This is a genomic window from Desulfosarcina widdelii (assembly GCF_009688965.1).
Lineage (GTDB): Bacteria > Desulfobacterota > Desulfobacteria > Desulfobacterales > Desulfosarcinaceae > Desulfosarcina > Desulfosarcina widdelii.
Genome location: NZ_AP021875.1, coordinates 5,721,167 through 5,735,262, shown reverse-complemented (window position 1 = coordinate 5,735,262; position 14,096 = coordinate 5,721,167). Strand labels below are relative to the sequence as shown.

Here is a 14,096-nt window from a genome sequence, read left to right as displayed (position 1 = left end):
ATTGCTTGCGCCTTAATCGCCATCTCCGCATCTCATTGATCTTCCGAAAGCTATTACTCAGGTACCAAATAAGGTTTTCATATTTGTTCAACAGCATTCCAATGGCGGTGTTTGTCAAGCCATTGCAATAGCAGTGCTTTGTCTCTCCTCACTTGTTCCAATGCCTTTTTCTGCCCCAGTTCATCAATAAGTAAAGATATCTGATCAGAAAGTGCTTGGTATTCATAGGTTCCGGGTAACAAAGTCGCATGTTCATTCAACAAGATCATCGCTTTGAATATGGTTTCCGACTTGCTCATGATAACCTCTATCATCAATGGCAAACGTCAAAAGTAGTCTATACCGCAAGAGCAGGATAGAATATGAAAAAGCCCCACCGAATCCATCGGCGACAACCGTGTTGCCCATATTATTTAACGACGGTCATCTGCGTGGAACGACATCAGGTTTAGCCAGCCTGTGCAGATTTTCAAATAGTATGCGATCGGGTTTCTTAACAAACCGGTTAAAGGGAAATCAGTGCCTCCGATAGGGTATCCCCAACATTCCCAGAGGATCTTTTTCTCATTTAGTTTATCGTCTTCAGAGCGTATCACGTTCTTCTCCTATCAATTACTCGTAATTCATTTACAGTTGAATAAACCAATGAATATCATGGCAGTAACCAGGGATGAATGTTCCATTAATACATTTAATATTGACCATTTTATTCGTTATCCGTATAACCTTATTTTCTTCGTCGATACTATCCGATCAAGCTCAAAGTTAATAATCGACGATACACATACGCATTGTTTAATAAACTATCGACCATTCTCTCCTTGTCGGTATAGTCAGGGTTCTCAACCGATACTATATATTTTTCCTTCTTCGTTACGGAGTCTTTGTCAGGCTCAACCCCGGTGCCCCGACAATTTCCGCAAATCGTCAATACGATCGTGTCCAAGGCCGATTCATGCATGATGTCAAACGGATCACCGTTACATCGAATACAATCATATCGATTAGTATTCGATCCCGTGTTGATTCTTTTTTTTAGGATGGCACGTAATTCTTTGAGGTTATATTTGATGAAATTATTCCGTCTATCTCTGTCCAATTTATAGTGATTAAAATAAGCGATAAAATCGCTTGCTATTTTTTTCTGCAGTTTATTAACTGCAGCGTATTTTAATGCTAAATCAAGCCCTAAATATGAATGGCGATTGAACACCAGATAGAACATGATAGAACCGATTTCATCAATTGAAAACTCGGCGGTTATACATGGCAATACCAGATATTCTCCGGTATACTTTCCGCCCTTAACATGGTTAATCGCCTGCTTGCAGCTGATATACCCAACACCTCTGCATGTGGCACAATAGGAAAATAGAAAGACATCACCTTCAGGATGCTTTATAAAATTTCGACTTAATTCCTTCTCATGATATGGATGAACCGCCCTTACCGCCATGCAATCGGGGCACCGGCAATACCCGTCGGGAACATGCAACAACGTAGTGAACACGTAGTTGACCAGGACCATTGCCTTCTTAAACCGATGGTATCTTGTCTCCATCGGCATGGTTAACATGTTCTGGGAGATGGCGTGGATGTATGATTTCTTGGGCATGGAATGCAACTCTGCAGGTCAAATGTCGCTTAACGCAAATCGATTTCAAATGACTGTATTTTATTTTTTTGTTTGTCTGTGCGATCAGATTTTCAATTCATTTTTCCTTCTTACCCGCCTGATGAAATCCAACTTTGATTAGATTGGCTTTTATTTACAGGCAAGCGTGTCATGGGTAATAGACTCGCAATCGCATGATTAAATGCGATCAATATGTTGATTAAGGAACTGGACAACGATTCGGGAGAAAATATCGTTATTGTCCCCTGCCACCATGTGATGCGCGCTGGGAACCTCAACGTATTCAGCCTGGGGCGCCACTGATCTGAATGCTGCCGCATCCTCCTCGGATACGATCTCACTATTGGTACCGCGTACCAGGAGCAACGGGACGGAAGTTGTGGCTGCAGACAGTTCTAAACCTTCACGGGCCTCGTTTATCGAATCCGTGAGCCCCCCATCGAATAACCGTGGGTCCCAGTGCCAATAATATCGGCCGTCTTTTTTCAGACGCAGGTTTTTGGTCAATCCCGAAAGATCGGAAGGCCGGGGCCGGTGCGGAAGATACTGGGATACCGAATCCGCAGCTTCCGCAACAGACGCGAACCCGCCGGGGTTGGCACGCATGAATTCTTTGATGCGATGGCGCCCCGTTGCTCGAGTCTTGGGGGCGACGTCAACGAGCACGAGGGCGCTGCACTCAAGATCCGGTGATTTACCAATCGTGTGGAGAGACGCCAACCCGCCAAGAGACGCGCCGACAATGGCCACCTTGCGACCCAACGCGCGGACAATGGCCGCTATGTCGGCGGCATAGGCATCCAGGGTATAATTGGCCTCCGGCGACCAATCGCTCTCCCCATGCCCCCTCAGGTCAACGGCCACGCTGAAGAATCCCTCGTAGGCAAGAACCCTCCCCGTACCTTTCCAGGCATTCCGGGTCTGACCGCCCCCGTGAAGCAACAGGACAGGATGGCCGGTCCATGCGCCTTTTACGTCGGCGGCCAACTTGAGTCCTTCACAGACGTTAAACTTGACTGTCATTTGGGTCTCCCTTTGATTCGATAAAGACTGAACGTTCCCCGTCTTTAAATCGTCTTAATTGGGTAAAAAGAACCATTTTCATTTGGAGAATCCCCGGTCTTTTTTTTGACCATGTTTTTTGTGTTATCTGATTTTCAACCCAGATAAAAAATCTGTCGATGGCATTACCCGAAGCAGAGGAAAAAGTGGGGGCTTTCGATATAGGGAAAGTGTTTTTTGATGTATCACCTCGGTAGCAGCTGCGCAGCAATCCTCCAGAATGACAACCTTAAAATTGTGACTCAATGCGTCCATGGCCGATGTCAGTACGCAAAAATTGGTCGCGATACCAGCCAACGCACAAAGGGTTATCTGCCGATTGGAGAGCCAGGTCTCCAACTCCGTTTTAAAAAATGCCGACATGCCGGGTTTTGGCATCCAATAGTCTGTCGGCAGATAGGTTAAATCGGTTACGATCTCGGCCCCGGGAGTTCCCGCCAAAGAATGAGGGTGCATACGTTCGGTGAAAAAAAAGTCATCCTCATGGAAAGCGTCCGTAGGAAAGACCACTGGCCAATTGTGTTGTCTAAATGAATCTGACATTCGATTGATGGCGGGTATCACCGCCTTGGCAAGCGGTGTAATCGGCAAATTTCTGGTTTCATCGAAATTGTCCTTTACCATGTCGATCACTAAAAGGGCCGGCTTTTCTGATTTTCTTTGCACCATTGTTAACCTCCTTTGAAATCGTTAACCTATTCTATCAATGTTGCTTTCATGCGTTTTTTTTAACCATGAGTTAACCGCCGTTTAAATTTGCCAGGGTTCAAGGATTCATTTCTTCCTTCAACGCTTTCCCGGCCTTGAAAACAGGCAGTTTTTTCGATGCGATCTTCACCTTTTTACCGGTTTTTGGATTACGTCCGATGAAGGCCTTGTACGCTTTTACGTGCAGGGTGAAAAATCCGCGGATTTCGACGCGTTCGCCATTGGCCAGGGCCTTGGCGAGGGTATCGAAAAATAGGTTGACCACCTTTTCGACATCGGTTTTAGGCAGCCCGCTGGCCTCTCGCAATGCCTGGATTAGCCCTATCTTATTCATACGCTCACTATCCCTGGGCAAGCCCCCCGAACAGTAAAAAAAATACCGCTACCGCCGGATAGGCCGGTATGAGCCGTCCGACTCGCCGGCAAGGTCCTGGGCCAACCATAATTCCGGGAAGCGTTTTGAGCTTTCCTCACGGATTCAATAGCTGGCGTATCTTTTGGGACAACTCCGAAAGGACAAACGGTTTCTGGATAAATCCGTTGCAGCCTCTCTGGATGATTTCTCGCGCCTGGCCATCGATGGTGTACCCGCTGGACAGGATCACCCTGATCTCCGGTACAATCTCACGGATATGATCGAATACGTCTCCCCCGCCCATGCCCGGCATGACCATGTCCAGAAGGACCAGATCGATCGTTGAACCCATCTGTTGAACGGCATCGATGGCCTGCTTTCCACTATTGGCGGTTACCACCCGATATCCCAGCCGTTCCAGAAGCTGCTGCCCGACATCAAGAATCATGCGCTCGTCATCGACCAACAGAATCGTACCCGTGCCGCTGACAACCTCTTTTCTGGCCGATACGCGTTGAACCGCCGCTTTGTCCGACGCCGGCAGATAGACCGTAAATGTCGTGCCCTGCCCGATTTCGCTGCAAACCGTGATCGCTCCGCCATGATTTTTGACGATCCCAAAAGCCGAGGCCAGTCCCAGCCCTGTTCCCCGGTTTCTTTCCCTGGTCGTAAAGAACGAATCGAAGATACGAGACAGGTTTTTGGTATCAATGCCGACCCCGGTATCGGTCACCTTTATGCGGGCGTAGGTTCCCGGTTCCAGCCGGTAGGCGTTGCAGAACTCTTCGTCCGGGGTGACAATTTTGGTGCTCAGGTGCAATGTCCCGCCATCGGGCATGGCCTGCCAGGCGTTCACGAACAGATTGATCAACACCTGTTCGATTTGCCGCCGATCCGCTTCCACCACGATATCATCCTCCTGGGGATCAATTTGGATGGCGATCTCTTTTTTGGTGCGACCGAACATCGTGGCCGTGGTTTGTACCAGTTCGTTGATGTTGGTGGGCTTGACCTCGTACTTGCCGCCCCTGGCAAAGCCCAGCAACTGGTTGGTCAACACCCTGGCGCTGTGGATATAGTCGTCGATGGCGCTCAGATGTTCCCCATGGGGATGGTCGCCGTCCAGATCCATGGCCATCAATGACGACCGGCCCTGGATGCCCATCAGCAGATTGTTAAAATCGTGGGCGATGCCACCGGCGAGCGTACCCAGGGCATCCATGCGCTGGGCACTGTGAAGCTGGGTCTGCAGTCGCTTCCTTTCATGGATGTCGCGGATTACCCCGTGGGTGCCGACGAGCTGTTTCTTGCCATCGGGCGGGACCGATTCGTAGATCCCCATGGATTTGAGTTCGACATTCACAAGCCGATCTTTTTCTGACGCCTGCAAGCGCAGTTCAAGCCCGGGCGTGGTGCGCTCGCCCGAACGCCGCTCGTTAAAAAACCAGTGCGCTTTCTTCCGGTCGGCTTCTGCCACGATCGTCGCATAGTGCTTGCCGATCAGTTCATCGACCGTGAACCCCAACAGCGGTTCCACGCTCTCGCTTAAAAACGTAAACTTGCCATCTTTGTCCAGGGTGTAGATGATGTCGGGAATGTTCTCCACCAGGTACCGGTATCTTGCTTCGGACAGCCTTAGCTGTTGGTCGATGATTTCCTTTTCCTGACGAAGCTGTCCCTGGGCCAGGGCGTTTTCAACGGTCTTGATGAGTTCATCGGGTTCGAAAGGCTTGCGGATATAGTCGTAGGCGCCGCAGCGCAATGCCGACAATGCCGAATCTAGATCGGTATCCCCGGTGATGAAAATAACCAGGGTGTCGGGGCTTTGGATCTTGATGCGGCTTAGGATTTCGTGCCCCAGCATATCCGGCAAATGAACGTCCAGGATGACCAGGTCGAATGCGGTGGCTTTTAGCAAGGTTAAAGCATCCTGGCCGCAGTTCGCCGATGAGACCTGGTAGTTCCTGCCTTGAAGCAGCGCCTCCAGGCTGGCACACAAGCGAAGCTCGTCGTCGACGATCAGGATTGCCGGGGATCTGGCCATTGCGGGTCCCATGGGTTTATAATGTAATAGGCTTCTCATGACACGACTGAACATCCGACTTGTTTCATTATCATGGCTTTATGCCTGAAAAGATAGTCATTTGGTGTTGAGCGCGTCTAACAATCCATTTAAATGATCTATTTGCGCATGCAGATCATTTCTACCGGTTTGAAACATGATATCCAGAATCTCCTGACGCGTCTGTTCATCCGGGGCGTTTGACAACAGCCGGTCAACCTCGGATTGCAGCTTTTTCAAATGCGGATGTTGCTCGATCAATTCTTCGGATTTAGCGGTTAAAATTTCGACCACCTTGTCCTGTTTATTGTTGTTTTTCAAATCTGTCTCTCCTCGATAGCGAATTTGGTTTTTTCATTATTCACTGTGCATGCCATCAAAAAGCCGTCACTTTAAATCGTAAAATGTGGGTAAAGTTGAATTCTTTTTAGCAGATATTATCCTTTTAAGTTGACATATTCCCATTGATTTTTTGATAAACCAGTATGAAAATTTTCAATTTACAAATAAATTTATTACGATGTTTTTGTGCTTTGTATAGACCGTAGTATTGATCGTAAAAGATTGAATAACAAATTATTTATATTCATATCTGATCATTCATCCTGCTTGACATATTAATGAAGTTTAGCTAACAAGATAGTCTATCCTTTCTATCGACACTTTTTTCTTGCATCCTACCATTGCCCGGGTGGCGGAACAGGTAGACGCAAGGGACTTAAAATCCCTCGATACCAAGTATCGTGCCGGTTCGATTCCGGCCCCGGGCACCAAACAAATATAAGACTTCTTCCTTTTTCTATCCTGGAAAACCATTTTTAGGGATGAGCATTATCGGTATATGCGTTTCATTCATTACCGATGCTACGGTCTGCCCTAAATATCCTTGGGATAAAAACTCATCCGGAACGTCAATGACAATGAGGTCCGACTTGTTTTTCGTTGCCTGATTAACGATCTGTTCAATAAACTCACCTTCAACCACAACGATTTTTCTGACAGTACAACTGCACCTGTCATCGATCCCGGAATCCTCAACAAAATGTTTAAGAGCTGACTGAATAATTTTGATCGTGTCTTCTTTTGATATTGATCCATCAATAGGAATTATATCATTATTCAAGTAAGTTTCATTTAACCTTTTTTCGCCGATCAATTCTTTAACACGATCGATCATTCCATTGGAATTATCTTCAAGTTGATACATCAAGACCAACGATGCGTTGTACGGGATAGCAATAAAAACCGCCGTTTCAAATGCGGACACAAAACTCTTTGACAGCTTTGTCGCAATTAGTATCTCTTTTATCGGTTGATACATAAACACCTGTCTAAATGATTTTTTTAGTTCTGCAGAGAGTTAAGGTAGCTGAACAGGTTTTCTTTTCTTTTATTCAGTCCCAGTTTGATTCGGATATTATTCCGATGGAAAGAAATTGTCGCAATGGATACGTTCAGCAAGTCTGCAATTTCCTTGCTTCGCTTTCCCTGTTTGATCAGTTCTATGATGTGCATTTCGGTTGGGGTAAAGCCATGTGCCGATAATGCTTTAAAATCGGTAGTGGAAGATACGATCTTTTCCAGGTTGTTTTTAATTAAAGTCAGATAGGTTTGTGCAATAGAACTCAGCGGCACGGTTGTCATCCTTTCCAGAAAAGGAAACACATTTTTTTTTGATATCGGCGGATATCGTTCGGCAAAAATCGGCTTTTTCTTTTTCTCGGCGTTCCAGCAAGACTTCAAGCGTCGTGCTGATTCTGTCTATCTGGATCTCCTGCTCCCTGACTTTCTCATCCAGGCTTGTCCCTGCTTCCTTCGTCATCTTCCGGTCCGCTGAATCGTCGGCAGTGTTCGTAAAGGATAACCAGTTGTTAGTGAAATAAGGTTATTACATCCATCTTTGCACTGCAAAATTCTATATCCAGTCAAAATCCTTAGATGGTTCAAGGGTAATTGAAAAGATAGAGGACTGGGCACGCCATCTCGCCGTTTAAAAGATGGTGGGCCCAGCCCTCGGCGGGAGATGGAGGAGGTGCCAGGATGGCTTTTCCCGCAACATCATATTTTCTTTTCCTAGCCAACAGACCGACAAACCACCATATAAAGTGCCAATAAAGATCCATACGGTTTGGTCGCCAAGTTCAACATCACCAGTGCCGATATATGTTTGTCTTCCAGGCATCAATTTTGCGCTGCTTGCAGGCCTCTGATAAAGATGTCAAAGGCCATGTCAAAGTCTCCATTGACAAAACCCTCGCTGCCATTGATGACCTTTTTAACTTCTTCTCTTAAAACTACCCCTGAAAAGATACCCCAGAGAATGTCGGCCAGGGCGATAGGATGGTAGTCGGCTAAAGTGTCTTCTTTCATGCTTCCCTTCATAATTCCCTCTATTTTACTAGAAGCCATCTCAAAAAAACCGAAGTAGTATTTTAATGCATCCAAGTTGAACCATGGCCAGGAAATTATCGACATGGTATTCGTACCGGACAATCAACCGCCTGAAGTTTTGAAGCCAGGCAAACAGGCGCTCTACCTTCCATCTGCGCCGATACCGTCTCAGTTTCCTGCCGTCCTGGGTGTTCGGTTTTTTGCGTCCTTTGCGATGGGGTGCGATCATTTCGACACCTCGATCCTCAAGGAGTCGATCGTCAAGTGGATCGCTGTCGTACGCCTTATCACCAATCAGCTTATCAGGGGCATACTGAGTAAAGCTGCTGTCTATCGTATCCTCGACAAGTTTTACCTCATGGGGCGAAGCGCTTTCCACATGAGCGGCGACAGGAAGACCAGAAGCGTCTGCAATTGCCATGATCTTGGTGCCTTTGCCGCGTTTTGTCTTGCCGACAGCAAGACCCCTTTTTTTGCCGGTGCGAAGCTACCGTCTATGAACGCTTCTCGGATATCAATTTTACCGCGTTCACTCAGGTCTTCGACCAGCTCTTGGGCGATGCGCCGGAATACCCCTTGCTTGACCCATTGCTGGAACCGCCGATGGCATGTCTGGTATGGCGGATACCGTTGGGGCAAATCTTTCCAGGGACCGCCGGTGCGCAGAACCCATAATATGCCTTCCAGGACTTGCCGGTTGTCTATTGCGGGCTGTCCTCCTTTTGGATTAGTTTTGGGCTTTGGGAGCAGTGGTTTCAACAGTTTCCATTGCTCATCATTTATGAATCGAGTGTATTCGGCCATTGTATCACCTCCAATAGCTTAATACACAAAAACACTATGAAAGTCTAGATTGTTAACATACTGTATATACTATATATTGTTGCTGGTGTTAAATCGACCACAATTGATTAGGTTTTGAAATGGCTTCTAATAAGAACCGTCGCGTCAAAATCGTATACATATAGCAGGGCATTTTTGAGGCTTTCCAATTTCTCTTCGGAGGAGGTGTTCGCCTCTTTGCTTACGTGCTCCAGTCGGCTCAACAGATACTGCAGTATCCGTATCCGTTTCCCTTTGTAATACAATGTCATTAACTTAAGAAGTAGTAAAACGCTATAACATATCAAATATATTGCAAAATAACTTGTTTTGGGTGAATCGACATGGTATACTCACTTTCAATAATAACAGCAGGTTATATAATCGAAAGGAGAATACCATGTCGAAATTTAGCGAGAGTTTTGGAAAAGTTGGCACGAAACCTGATTTTCAATGCATGTGCCAAAACAATTGAATTTGTACGAGAAATTGTCTCCTCGCCTGACTTCATCGCCCGCCACAGAAAAAACAAGAACGACTTTACCCGTAATAGAAAACTACCGTTTCATGTCTTGATCGTTTTTCTCATCAACCTGGTCAAAGGTTCATACCAGGATGAACTGGATAAATTCTTCAAAACGATATTCCGTTTCGATGTTGCCAAACGGGTCGTATCGAAGGCGGCCTTGTCAAAGGCACGAATGAAACTGAAGTTCGAAGTCTTTATCGAGTTGAATCTACAGCTGATCACCTATTTTGAAAAGCACTTTCGTCCCAAATTGTGGTTCGGCCTCCGGTTGTTGGCCATTGACGGTTCCACAACAAAATTGCCAATGGCGGATGATGTCGCCAGGCACTTTGGTGTCTGGAAAGTTCGCCAGGGTGCGCCATCTCCTATGGCACGAGTGTCTCAGCTTTTCGATGTCCTCAACAAGATGACTGTCGATGCCCTTATCAAGCCCAAACGTATCGGTGAGCGTGAACTGGCGGCGCAACACCTTCTAAACGTGATGCCCAACGATCTGATCCTGCTTGACAGGGGCTATCCGGCCTGGTGGCTTTTCAACCTGATCCTTTCCATGGAGGCCAACTTCTGCGCCCGGGTGTCTTGCACGAAATGGAAAGTCGTTCGCAAGTTTTTCCGTTCCGGGCTATCTGAAAAGATCGTTACCGTACCTGTGCATTCTACTTCGATTGCCCAATGCAGGCAAATGGGGCTGGACACGACGCCTTTGAAACTCCGCCTGATCCGCATTAAAAACGATGGAAAGGTTGCCGTTTTAATCACCTCGCTGATTGACACGAAAGAATATCCCATCGAACGGTTCAGCGATCTTTACCACAAAAGATGGCCGGTGGAAGAAGATTACAAAATCATCAAATGCCGTATTGAACTGGAAAACTTTTCCGGACAATCGGCGCTGTCTGTGTATCAAGATTTTCACGCCAAGGTTTTCGCCAAAAACCTGGTCTGGATGATGGCTTTTCCCGTACAGGACCGGATGGGCGATGAGATTGTCCATACAAAGCACCGATACCAGATCAATTTCACCCAGGCGCTTTCAAAAAGCAAAGGCGTGATCGCTTTGCTTTTTCTGGATGCCAACAGGTTGATCAAACGGTTGATAGCAGATCTGCAATATATTTTTCAAAGAACCGTGGAACCGATCAGGCCGGGAAGAAAATATCCGCGCAAGCACAAAGCGAAACCGCGAAGATATTTTCCGCAATACAAGCCGATCGGTTAAGTTAATGACATTGCTTTGTAATAAATAACAGGATTGGCTTATTTTTTAAACTCTCAAAATAGTCTGAACTGCTTTTGATCCTCATTAGCTGATCCTTCCTATGGGCTTTTCTAGTCGGTCCTGAAAAAGCATTTATCCAACAGAAAACATGAGAAATATTACCTATTTTGTGCTATGTTATTTGCAAGATTACAATCCTTTACCCACTCTTTTCTTGCAAATTTCAGCCATGAAACCCAAGCGATCTGCACACAAAAACAGGCAAAGGGATCTGTTCCGACCTAAGCTCACAAAAATCATCGATCCCGGACATGGGCTAGTAAAACTAGCCAAAGTGGTCAATTGGGATCGCATGGACGAGGTGTTCGGACAAACCTACTGCCCGGACAACGGTCGGCCAGGCGTCAGCACCCGGTTGATGGTATCGTTGCACTACCTGAAGTTCTCATACAACCTCAGTGACGACGATGTCGTTTCCGGGTGGGTAGAAAACCCCTACTGGCAGTATCTAACAGGCTGTTGAAAAACTGTAGCGAATAAGTCGTTTCGCCACCCTTATTGAGGTGGAATCGTTCTTTGACAAAAGGCATCGAGTCGTTGTTTGGGTAATCCTGTTGTTTGCTGCAATGGTTTGGCCCGTTCTCAGGCCATTTCCCAGGGAAACGCGCGTCATTGATCAGCTGCTTTAGCTCGTGGCGGTCAGGTTCCGTATCCGGATCAGGTTGTAAGCGGTGGTCGCCAGAGTGAAGACCGCATCAACACGTTCACGGCCCCGGTGAGGCAGTTTACCCAGGCATCCGATAGTTTTAAGCCAGCCGAAGACCTCCTCCACCCGTTTGCGAACTTTCAGGCTGATGCGATATCCCTCATGACGGGTGGTTCGTCCGTCAATGTCGGAACCCCGTCTCTTCCGGGCAACATGGGCGGTGGCGTTCCACCAGCGACACTGGGTCACAAAATCGGCGGTGTCGTATCCCTTGTCGGCGCCCACGGTGATGCGATGGTTGCCCGGAACATCCTTGATCATGTCTACCGCAGCTTCACGTTCCGCCGTCCCGTTGGCGGCTGTCACGCGGGTATCGATCACCAGACCATTACGGTTCTCCATCAACGCATGGCCCATGTAACACAGCTTGGCCTGCTGTCCTTGGCCCTTTTTGTATAACCGGGCACCCGGATCGGTCGTGGATGCATGGGTATCGTTGGTTCGTTTCTGATCTGTAAAATCCACAATCGGGTTGCGGCCCGGGCCATCATTGGAGTTGTCGTCATCTCTCGGTCGGAAGCTTTTCATGGATGCCCAGGCTTCCAGCAAGGTCCCGTCGACCGTGAAGTGTTCATCGCTGATCAACCCTTTTTGCTTGGCCTGATCGCGGATGGAACTGAAGAATACGGCAACGGTTCCGGTGTTGAGCAGCCGATCCCGGTTTTTTGAAAATACGGAATGGTCCCAGACACTGTCATCCATGGACAGGCCGACAAACCACCGATACAAAAGGTTATAGTCGAGTTGTTCCATCAGCAGCCGTTCACTGCGGATTGTGTAAAATACCTGCAGCAAGGAGGCCCGCAGCAGGTATTCCGGCGGAATGGAGGGTCGCCCGGTATGGGAATACAGATCGGCAAATGTGTCATGCATCTGTTCCAATGCCCGGTCGACCATTTTTCGAATAGCACGCAATGGATGATTACTCGGGACCCGCTGTTCCAAGGAAATGTAACTGAATAACGAGTCTTGTCTTTTTTGGCTGCCTCTCATCACAATCCTTCATGAATCCAATGGTTTTTATGATATTGGCAGTATAACTGATCAGTAGAATTTCTCAAGAGAAATTAGAGTTTTTCAACAGGCTTGTATAATGAAAATGATTTATAATGGAGTATCCCGAAAGGTCATGGCAGACCGATACAGCCCAGGGTGCGATAACCCGTTTAGCAGCACGGGTCGCCATGACCCAACCTCAACCCCGAACAGTTATTTGGGCAAGACAAAGCCCGCATCACAAGGCCGGGAGAAAGGAGGCCCTTTATGAATCGGGAAAACCTCATTATTGGTATTGATATCAGCAAAACTCACCTGGATATTGCCGTGGGTGAAAATGGCACCCTGCGCCGTATCGAACACAATGAACCCAACATCTTATCCTTGGTCGAAGAGTTCCAAAAACTTCAGCCAACGCTGATTGTTGCCGAAGCCACCGGCGGATTGGAACGCATCCTATCTATGAATCTGGCGCATGGAGATCTGCCCATTGTCGTTGTCAACCCCCGGCATGTGCGCAATTTCACCAAAGCAGTTGGGCAGTTGGCTAAAACCGACGCGATCGATGCCCGGATGCTGGCCCGTTATGGTGCCGCGATAAAACCGGATGTTCGTCCGATCAAAGATGAATCGCGGCAACATCTCGCTGATCAGATCTCGCGCCGGCGTCAAATCACCAAAATGATTTCTCAGGAGAAAAACCGACTCCAGCAAGCATTGGTCAAAGACGTCTCAAAGGATATCAAGGCCCACATCACCTATTTGCAAAAACGACTCAACGCAGTGGACAGCCAAATCAAAAAGACATTGGACCAAAGCCACATTTTTAAAAAGACGGCGGCCTTGCTGATAACGACGCCTGGTATCGGCATCGGCACCGCCTCCACATTGATTGCCTGTTGCCCAGAGTTGGGAAGTGTGAGCAACAAAGAGATCGCCGCGCTGGTTGGCGTAGCGCCGTTTAATCGGGACAGCGGGTTCCGCCGAGGCCCTCGTATGGTCTGGGGTGGCCGTGCCACAGTTCGATCGCAATTGTATATGGCAACCATTTCAGCCATTCGTTGTAACCCTGCAATACGCACATTTTATCGGAGATTGGTTGATGCCGGTAAAAAACCTAAAGTTGCAATTACCGCCTGTATGCGAAAAATGATTGTTACCCTAAATTCCATGGTTAGAAGCAACACCGAATGGAATGCGCATCTGGATGAATCGCTAAAACACAGTTGCTGCTAAGGAAAAAGTATCAATCCGCCGGGTGAGACAGTTGCGCACCCAGATTGAAAACGAACTGCGTCGCTGGCCAATGGGTGCCGAGCACCAGCAATATGAAAAAGAGCAAAAGTTACAAAATGTTGGTGCAAAAACTTAACCGGAAATTACTGAGTCAAACTCAAAAGCTGTAAAATTGTGTAGAGGCTCAACCCGATCTTGAGCTGCTTCTTGATAATGGCAACCAACACGTAAACAGATATTGCGATCCAAATTTGAGTTTTCACCGCATTCTCGGATGTACCGTAAAGGTTCGTCACACAAAACGGTGCAAAAGT

The 14,096-nt window shown here is 47.4% G+C and carries 14 protein-coding genes, 1 tRNA gene and 3 pseudogenes; 4 read left to right on the top strand and 14 right to left on the bottom strand.

The window, feature by feature from the left end; translation table 11 throughout:
• Positions 1–77: 77 nt before the first annotated feature.
• From GN111_RS26310 to GN111_RS26280, 7 genes are all read right to left on the bottom strand, one after another.
• On the bottom strand, positions 78–299 hold the full coding sequence (locus GN111_RS26310) for a hypothetical protein (protein WP_155306600.1): 222 nt from the start codon (positions 297–299) through the stop codon (positions 78–80).
• Positions 300–745: 446 nt separating this feature from the next.
• The gene (locus tag GN111_RS26305; RefSeq protein ID WP_155306599.1) at positions 746–1,456 is read right to left on the bottom strand and encodes a hypothetical protein; all 711 of its coding nucleotides are present in this window, start codon (positions 1,454–1,456) and stop codon (positions 746–748) included.
• 357 nt (positions 1,457–1,813) lie between these two features.
• Complete coding sequence (locus GN111_RS26300) at positions 1,814–2,659, bottom strand: alpha/beta fold hydrolase (protein ID WP_155306598.1); 846 nt, start codon at positions 2,657–2,659, stop codon at positions 1,814–1,816.
• 123 nt (positions 2,660–2,782) lie between these two features.
• Positions 2,783–3,367 (bottom strand): cysteine hydrolase family protein, encoded by a 585-nt coding sequence (locus tag GN111_RS26295; protein ID WP_155306597.1) that lies wholly within the window; start codon positions 3,365–3,367, stop codon positions 2,783–2,785.
• 97 nt (positions 3,368–3,464) lie between these two features.
• A complete protein-coding gene (locus GN111_RS26290; RefSeq protein WP_155306596.1) occupies positions 3,465–3,740 on the bottom strand; it encodes an HU family DNA-binding protein in 276 nt (91 codons plus the stop codon).
• A 136-nt stretch (positions 3,741–3,876) separates the two neighbouring features.
• Positions 3,877–5,805, bottom strand: a complete 1,929-nt coding sequence (locus tag GN111_RS26285; RefSeq protein ID WP_170302473.1) for a hybrid sensor histidine kinase/response regulator — start codon at positions 5,803–5,805, stop codon at positions 3,877–3,879.
• Positions 5,806–5,901: 96 nt separating this feature from the next.
• Positions 5,902–6,144 (bottom strand): hypothetical protein, encoded by a 243-nt coding sequence (locus tag GN111_RS26280; RefSeq protein WP_155306594.1) that lies wholly within the window; start codon positions 6,142–6,144, stop codon positions 5,902–5,904.
• A 364-nt stretch (positions 6,145–6,508) separates the two neighbouring features.
• Between GN111_RS26280 and GN111_RS26275 the strand changes: the two genes are divergently transcribed.
• Positions 6,509–6,596, top strand: a tRNA-Leu gene (locus tag GN111_RS26275).
• 26 nt (positions 6,597–6,622) lie between these two features.
• Here the strand turns inward: GN111_RS26275 and GN111_RS26270 are convergent.
• The 5 genes and pseudogenes from GN111_RS26270 to GN111_RS26250 all read right to left on the bottom strand — a co-directional run bounded on the left by GN111_RS26270 (position 6,623) and on the right by GN111_RS26250 (position 9,018).
• Positions 6,623–7,144, bottom strand: a complete 522-nt coding sequence (locus GN111_RS26270; RefSeq protein ID WP_155306593.1) for a universal stress protein — start codon at positions 7,142–7,144, stop codon at positions 6,623–6,625.
• Between the two features lie 23 nt (positions 7,145–7,167).
• Positions 7,168–7,458: a helix-turn-helix transcriptional regulator gene (locus GN111_RS26265; RefSeq protein ID WP_231715565.1), complete on the bottom strand. Its 291-nt coding sequence runs from the start codon at positions 7,456–7,458 to the stop codon at positions 7,168–7,170.
• Positions 7,415–7,645 carry a hypothetical protein gene (locus GN111_RS26260; protein ID WP_155306591.1) on the bottom strand — a complete coding sequence of 77 codons (231 nt, stop codon included), beginning with the start codon at positions 7,643–7,645 and terminating at the stop codon, positions 7,415–7,417. The genes GN111_RS26265 and GN111_RS26260 overlap by 44 nt, the downstream gene beginning before the upstream one ends.
• A 359-nt stretch (positions 7,646–8,004) precedes the next feature.
• Positions 8,005–8,193, bottom strand: a complete 189-nt coding sequence (locus GN111_RS26255; protein ID WP_155306590.1) for a hypothetical protein — start codon at positions 8,191–8,193, stop codon at positions 8,005–8,007.
• Positions 8,194–8,233: 40 nt separating this feature from the next.
• A pseudogene (locus tag GN111_RS26250) lies at positions 8,234–9,018 on the bottom strand (IS5 family transposase).
• A 449-nt stretch (positions 9,019–9,467) separates the two neighbouring features.
• Here GN111_RS26250 and GN111_RS26245 point away from each other — a divergent pair.
• Both GN111_RS26245 and GN111_RS26240 read left to right on the top strand, forming a co-directional pair.
• Positions 9,468–10,784 (top strand): IS4 family transposase, encoded by a 1,317-nt coding sequence (locus GN111_RS26245; RefSeq protein WP_231715564.1) that lies wholly within the window; start codon positions 9,468–9,470, stop codon positions 10,782–10,784.
• Positions 10,785–11,013: 229 nt separating this feature from the next.
• Positions 11,014–11,301 (top strand): annotated as a pseudogene (locus GN111_RS26240) (transposase); the annotation flags it as partial.
• Between the two features lie 168 nt (positions 11,302–11,469).
• On the opposite strand, the gene GN111_RS26235 reads toward GN111_RS26240, so the two are convergent.
• Positions 11,470–12,543 carry an IS5 family transposase gene (locus tag GN111_RS26235; RefSeq protein ID WP_155306587.1) on the bottom strand — a complete coding sequence of 358 codons (1,074 nt, stop codon included), beginning with the start codon at positions 12,541–12,543 and terminating at the stop codon, positions 11,470–11,472.
• A gap of 270 nt (positions 12,544–12,813) precedes the next feature.
• On the opposite strand from GN111_RS26235, the gene GN111_RS26230 reads away from it, so the two are divergent.
• Complete coding sequence (locus GN111_RS26230; protein ID WP_155306586.1) at positions 12,814–13,782, top strand: IS110 family RNA-guided transposase; 969 nt, start codon at positions 12,814–12,816, stop codon at positions 13,780–13,782.
• Between the two features lie 149 nt (positions 13,783–13,931).
• Here the strand turns inward: GN111_RS26230 and GN111_RS33455 are convergent.
• A pseudogene (locus tag GN111_RS33455) lies at positions 13,932–14,066 on the bottom strand (IS4 family transposase); the annotation flags it as partial.
• Positions 14,067–14,096 lie beyond the last annotated feature (30 nt).

Bases quoted from the DNA above. Each gene is read 5' to 3' on its own strand.
- GN111_RS26255 (WP_155306590.1), bottom strand. From the start codon at position 8,193: ATGAAAGAAGACACTTTAGCCGACTACCATCCTATCGCCCTGGCCGAC.
- GN111_RS26300 (WP_155306598.1), bottom strand. From the start codon at position 2,659: ATGACAGTCAAGTTTAACGTCTGTGAAGGACTCAAGTTGGCCGCCGAC.
- GN111_RS26305 (WP_155306599.1), bottom strand. From the start codon at position 1,456: ATGGCGGTAAGGGCGGTTCATCCATATCATGAGAAGGAATTAAGTCGA.
- GN111_RS26270 (WP_155306593.1), bottom strand. From the start codon at position 7,144: ATGTATCAACCGATAAAAGAGATACTAATTGCGACAAAGCTGTCAAAG.
- GN111_RS26290 (WP_155306596.1), bottom strand. From the start codon at position 3,740: ATGAATAAGATAGGGCTAATCCAGGCATTGCGAGAGGCCAGCGGGCTG.
- GN111_RS26230 (WP_155306586.1), top strand. From the start codon at position 12,814: ATGAATCGGGAAAACCTCATTATTGGTATTGATATCAGCAAAACTCAC.
- GN111_RS26310 (WP_155306600.1), bottom strand. From the start codon at position 299: ATGAGCAAGTCGGAAACCATATTCAAAGCGATGATCTTGTTGAATGAA.
- GN111_RS26285 (WP_170302473.1), bottom strand. From the start codon at position 5,805: ATGGCCAGATCCCCGGCAATCCTGATCGTCGACGACGAGCTTCGCTTG.
- GN111_RS26260 (WP_155306591.1), bottom strand. From the start codon at position 7,645: ATGACGAAGGAAGCAGGGACAAGCCTGGATGAGAAAGTCAGGGAGCAG.
- GN111_RS26295 (WP_155306597.1), bottom strand. From the start codon at position 3,367: ATGGTGCAAAGAAAATCAGAAAAGCCGGCCCTTTTAGTGATCGACATG.
- GN111_RS26235 (WP_155306587.1), bottom strand. From the start codon at position 12,543: ATGAGAGGCAGCCAAAAAAGACAAGACTCGTTATTCAGTTACATTTCC.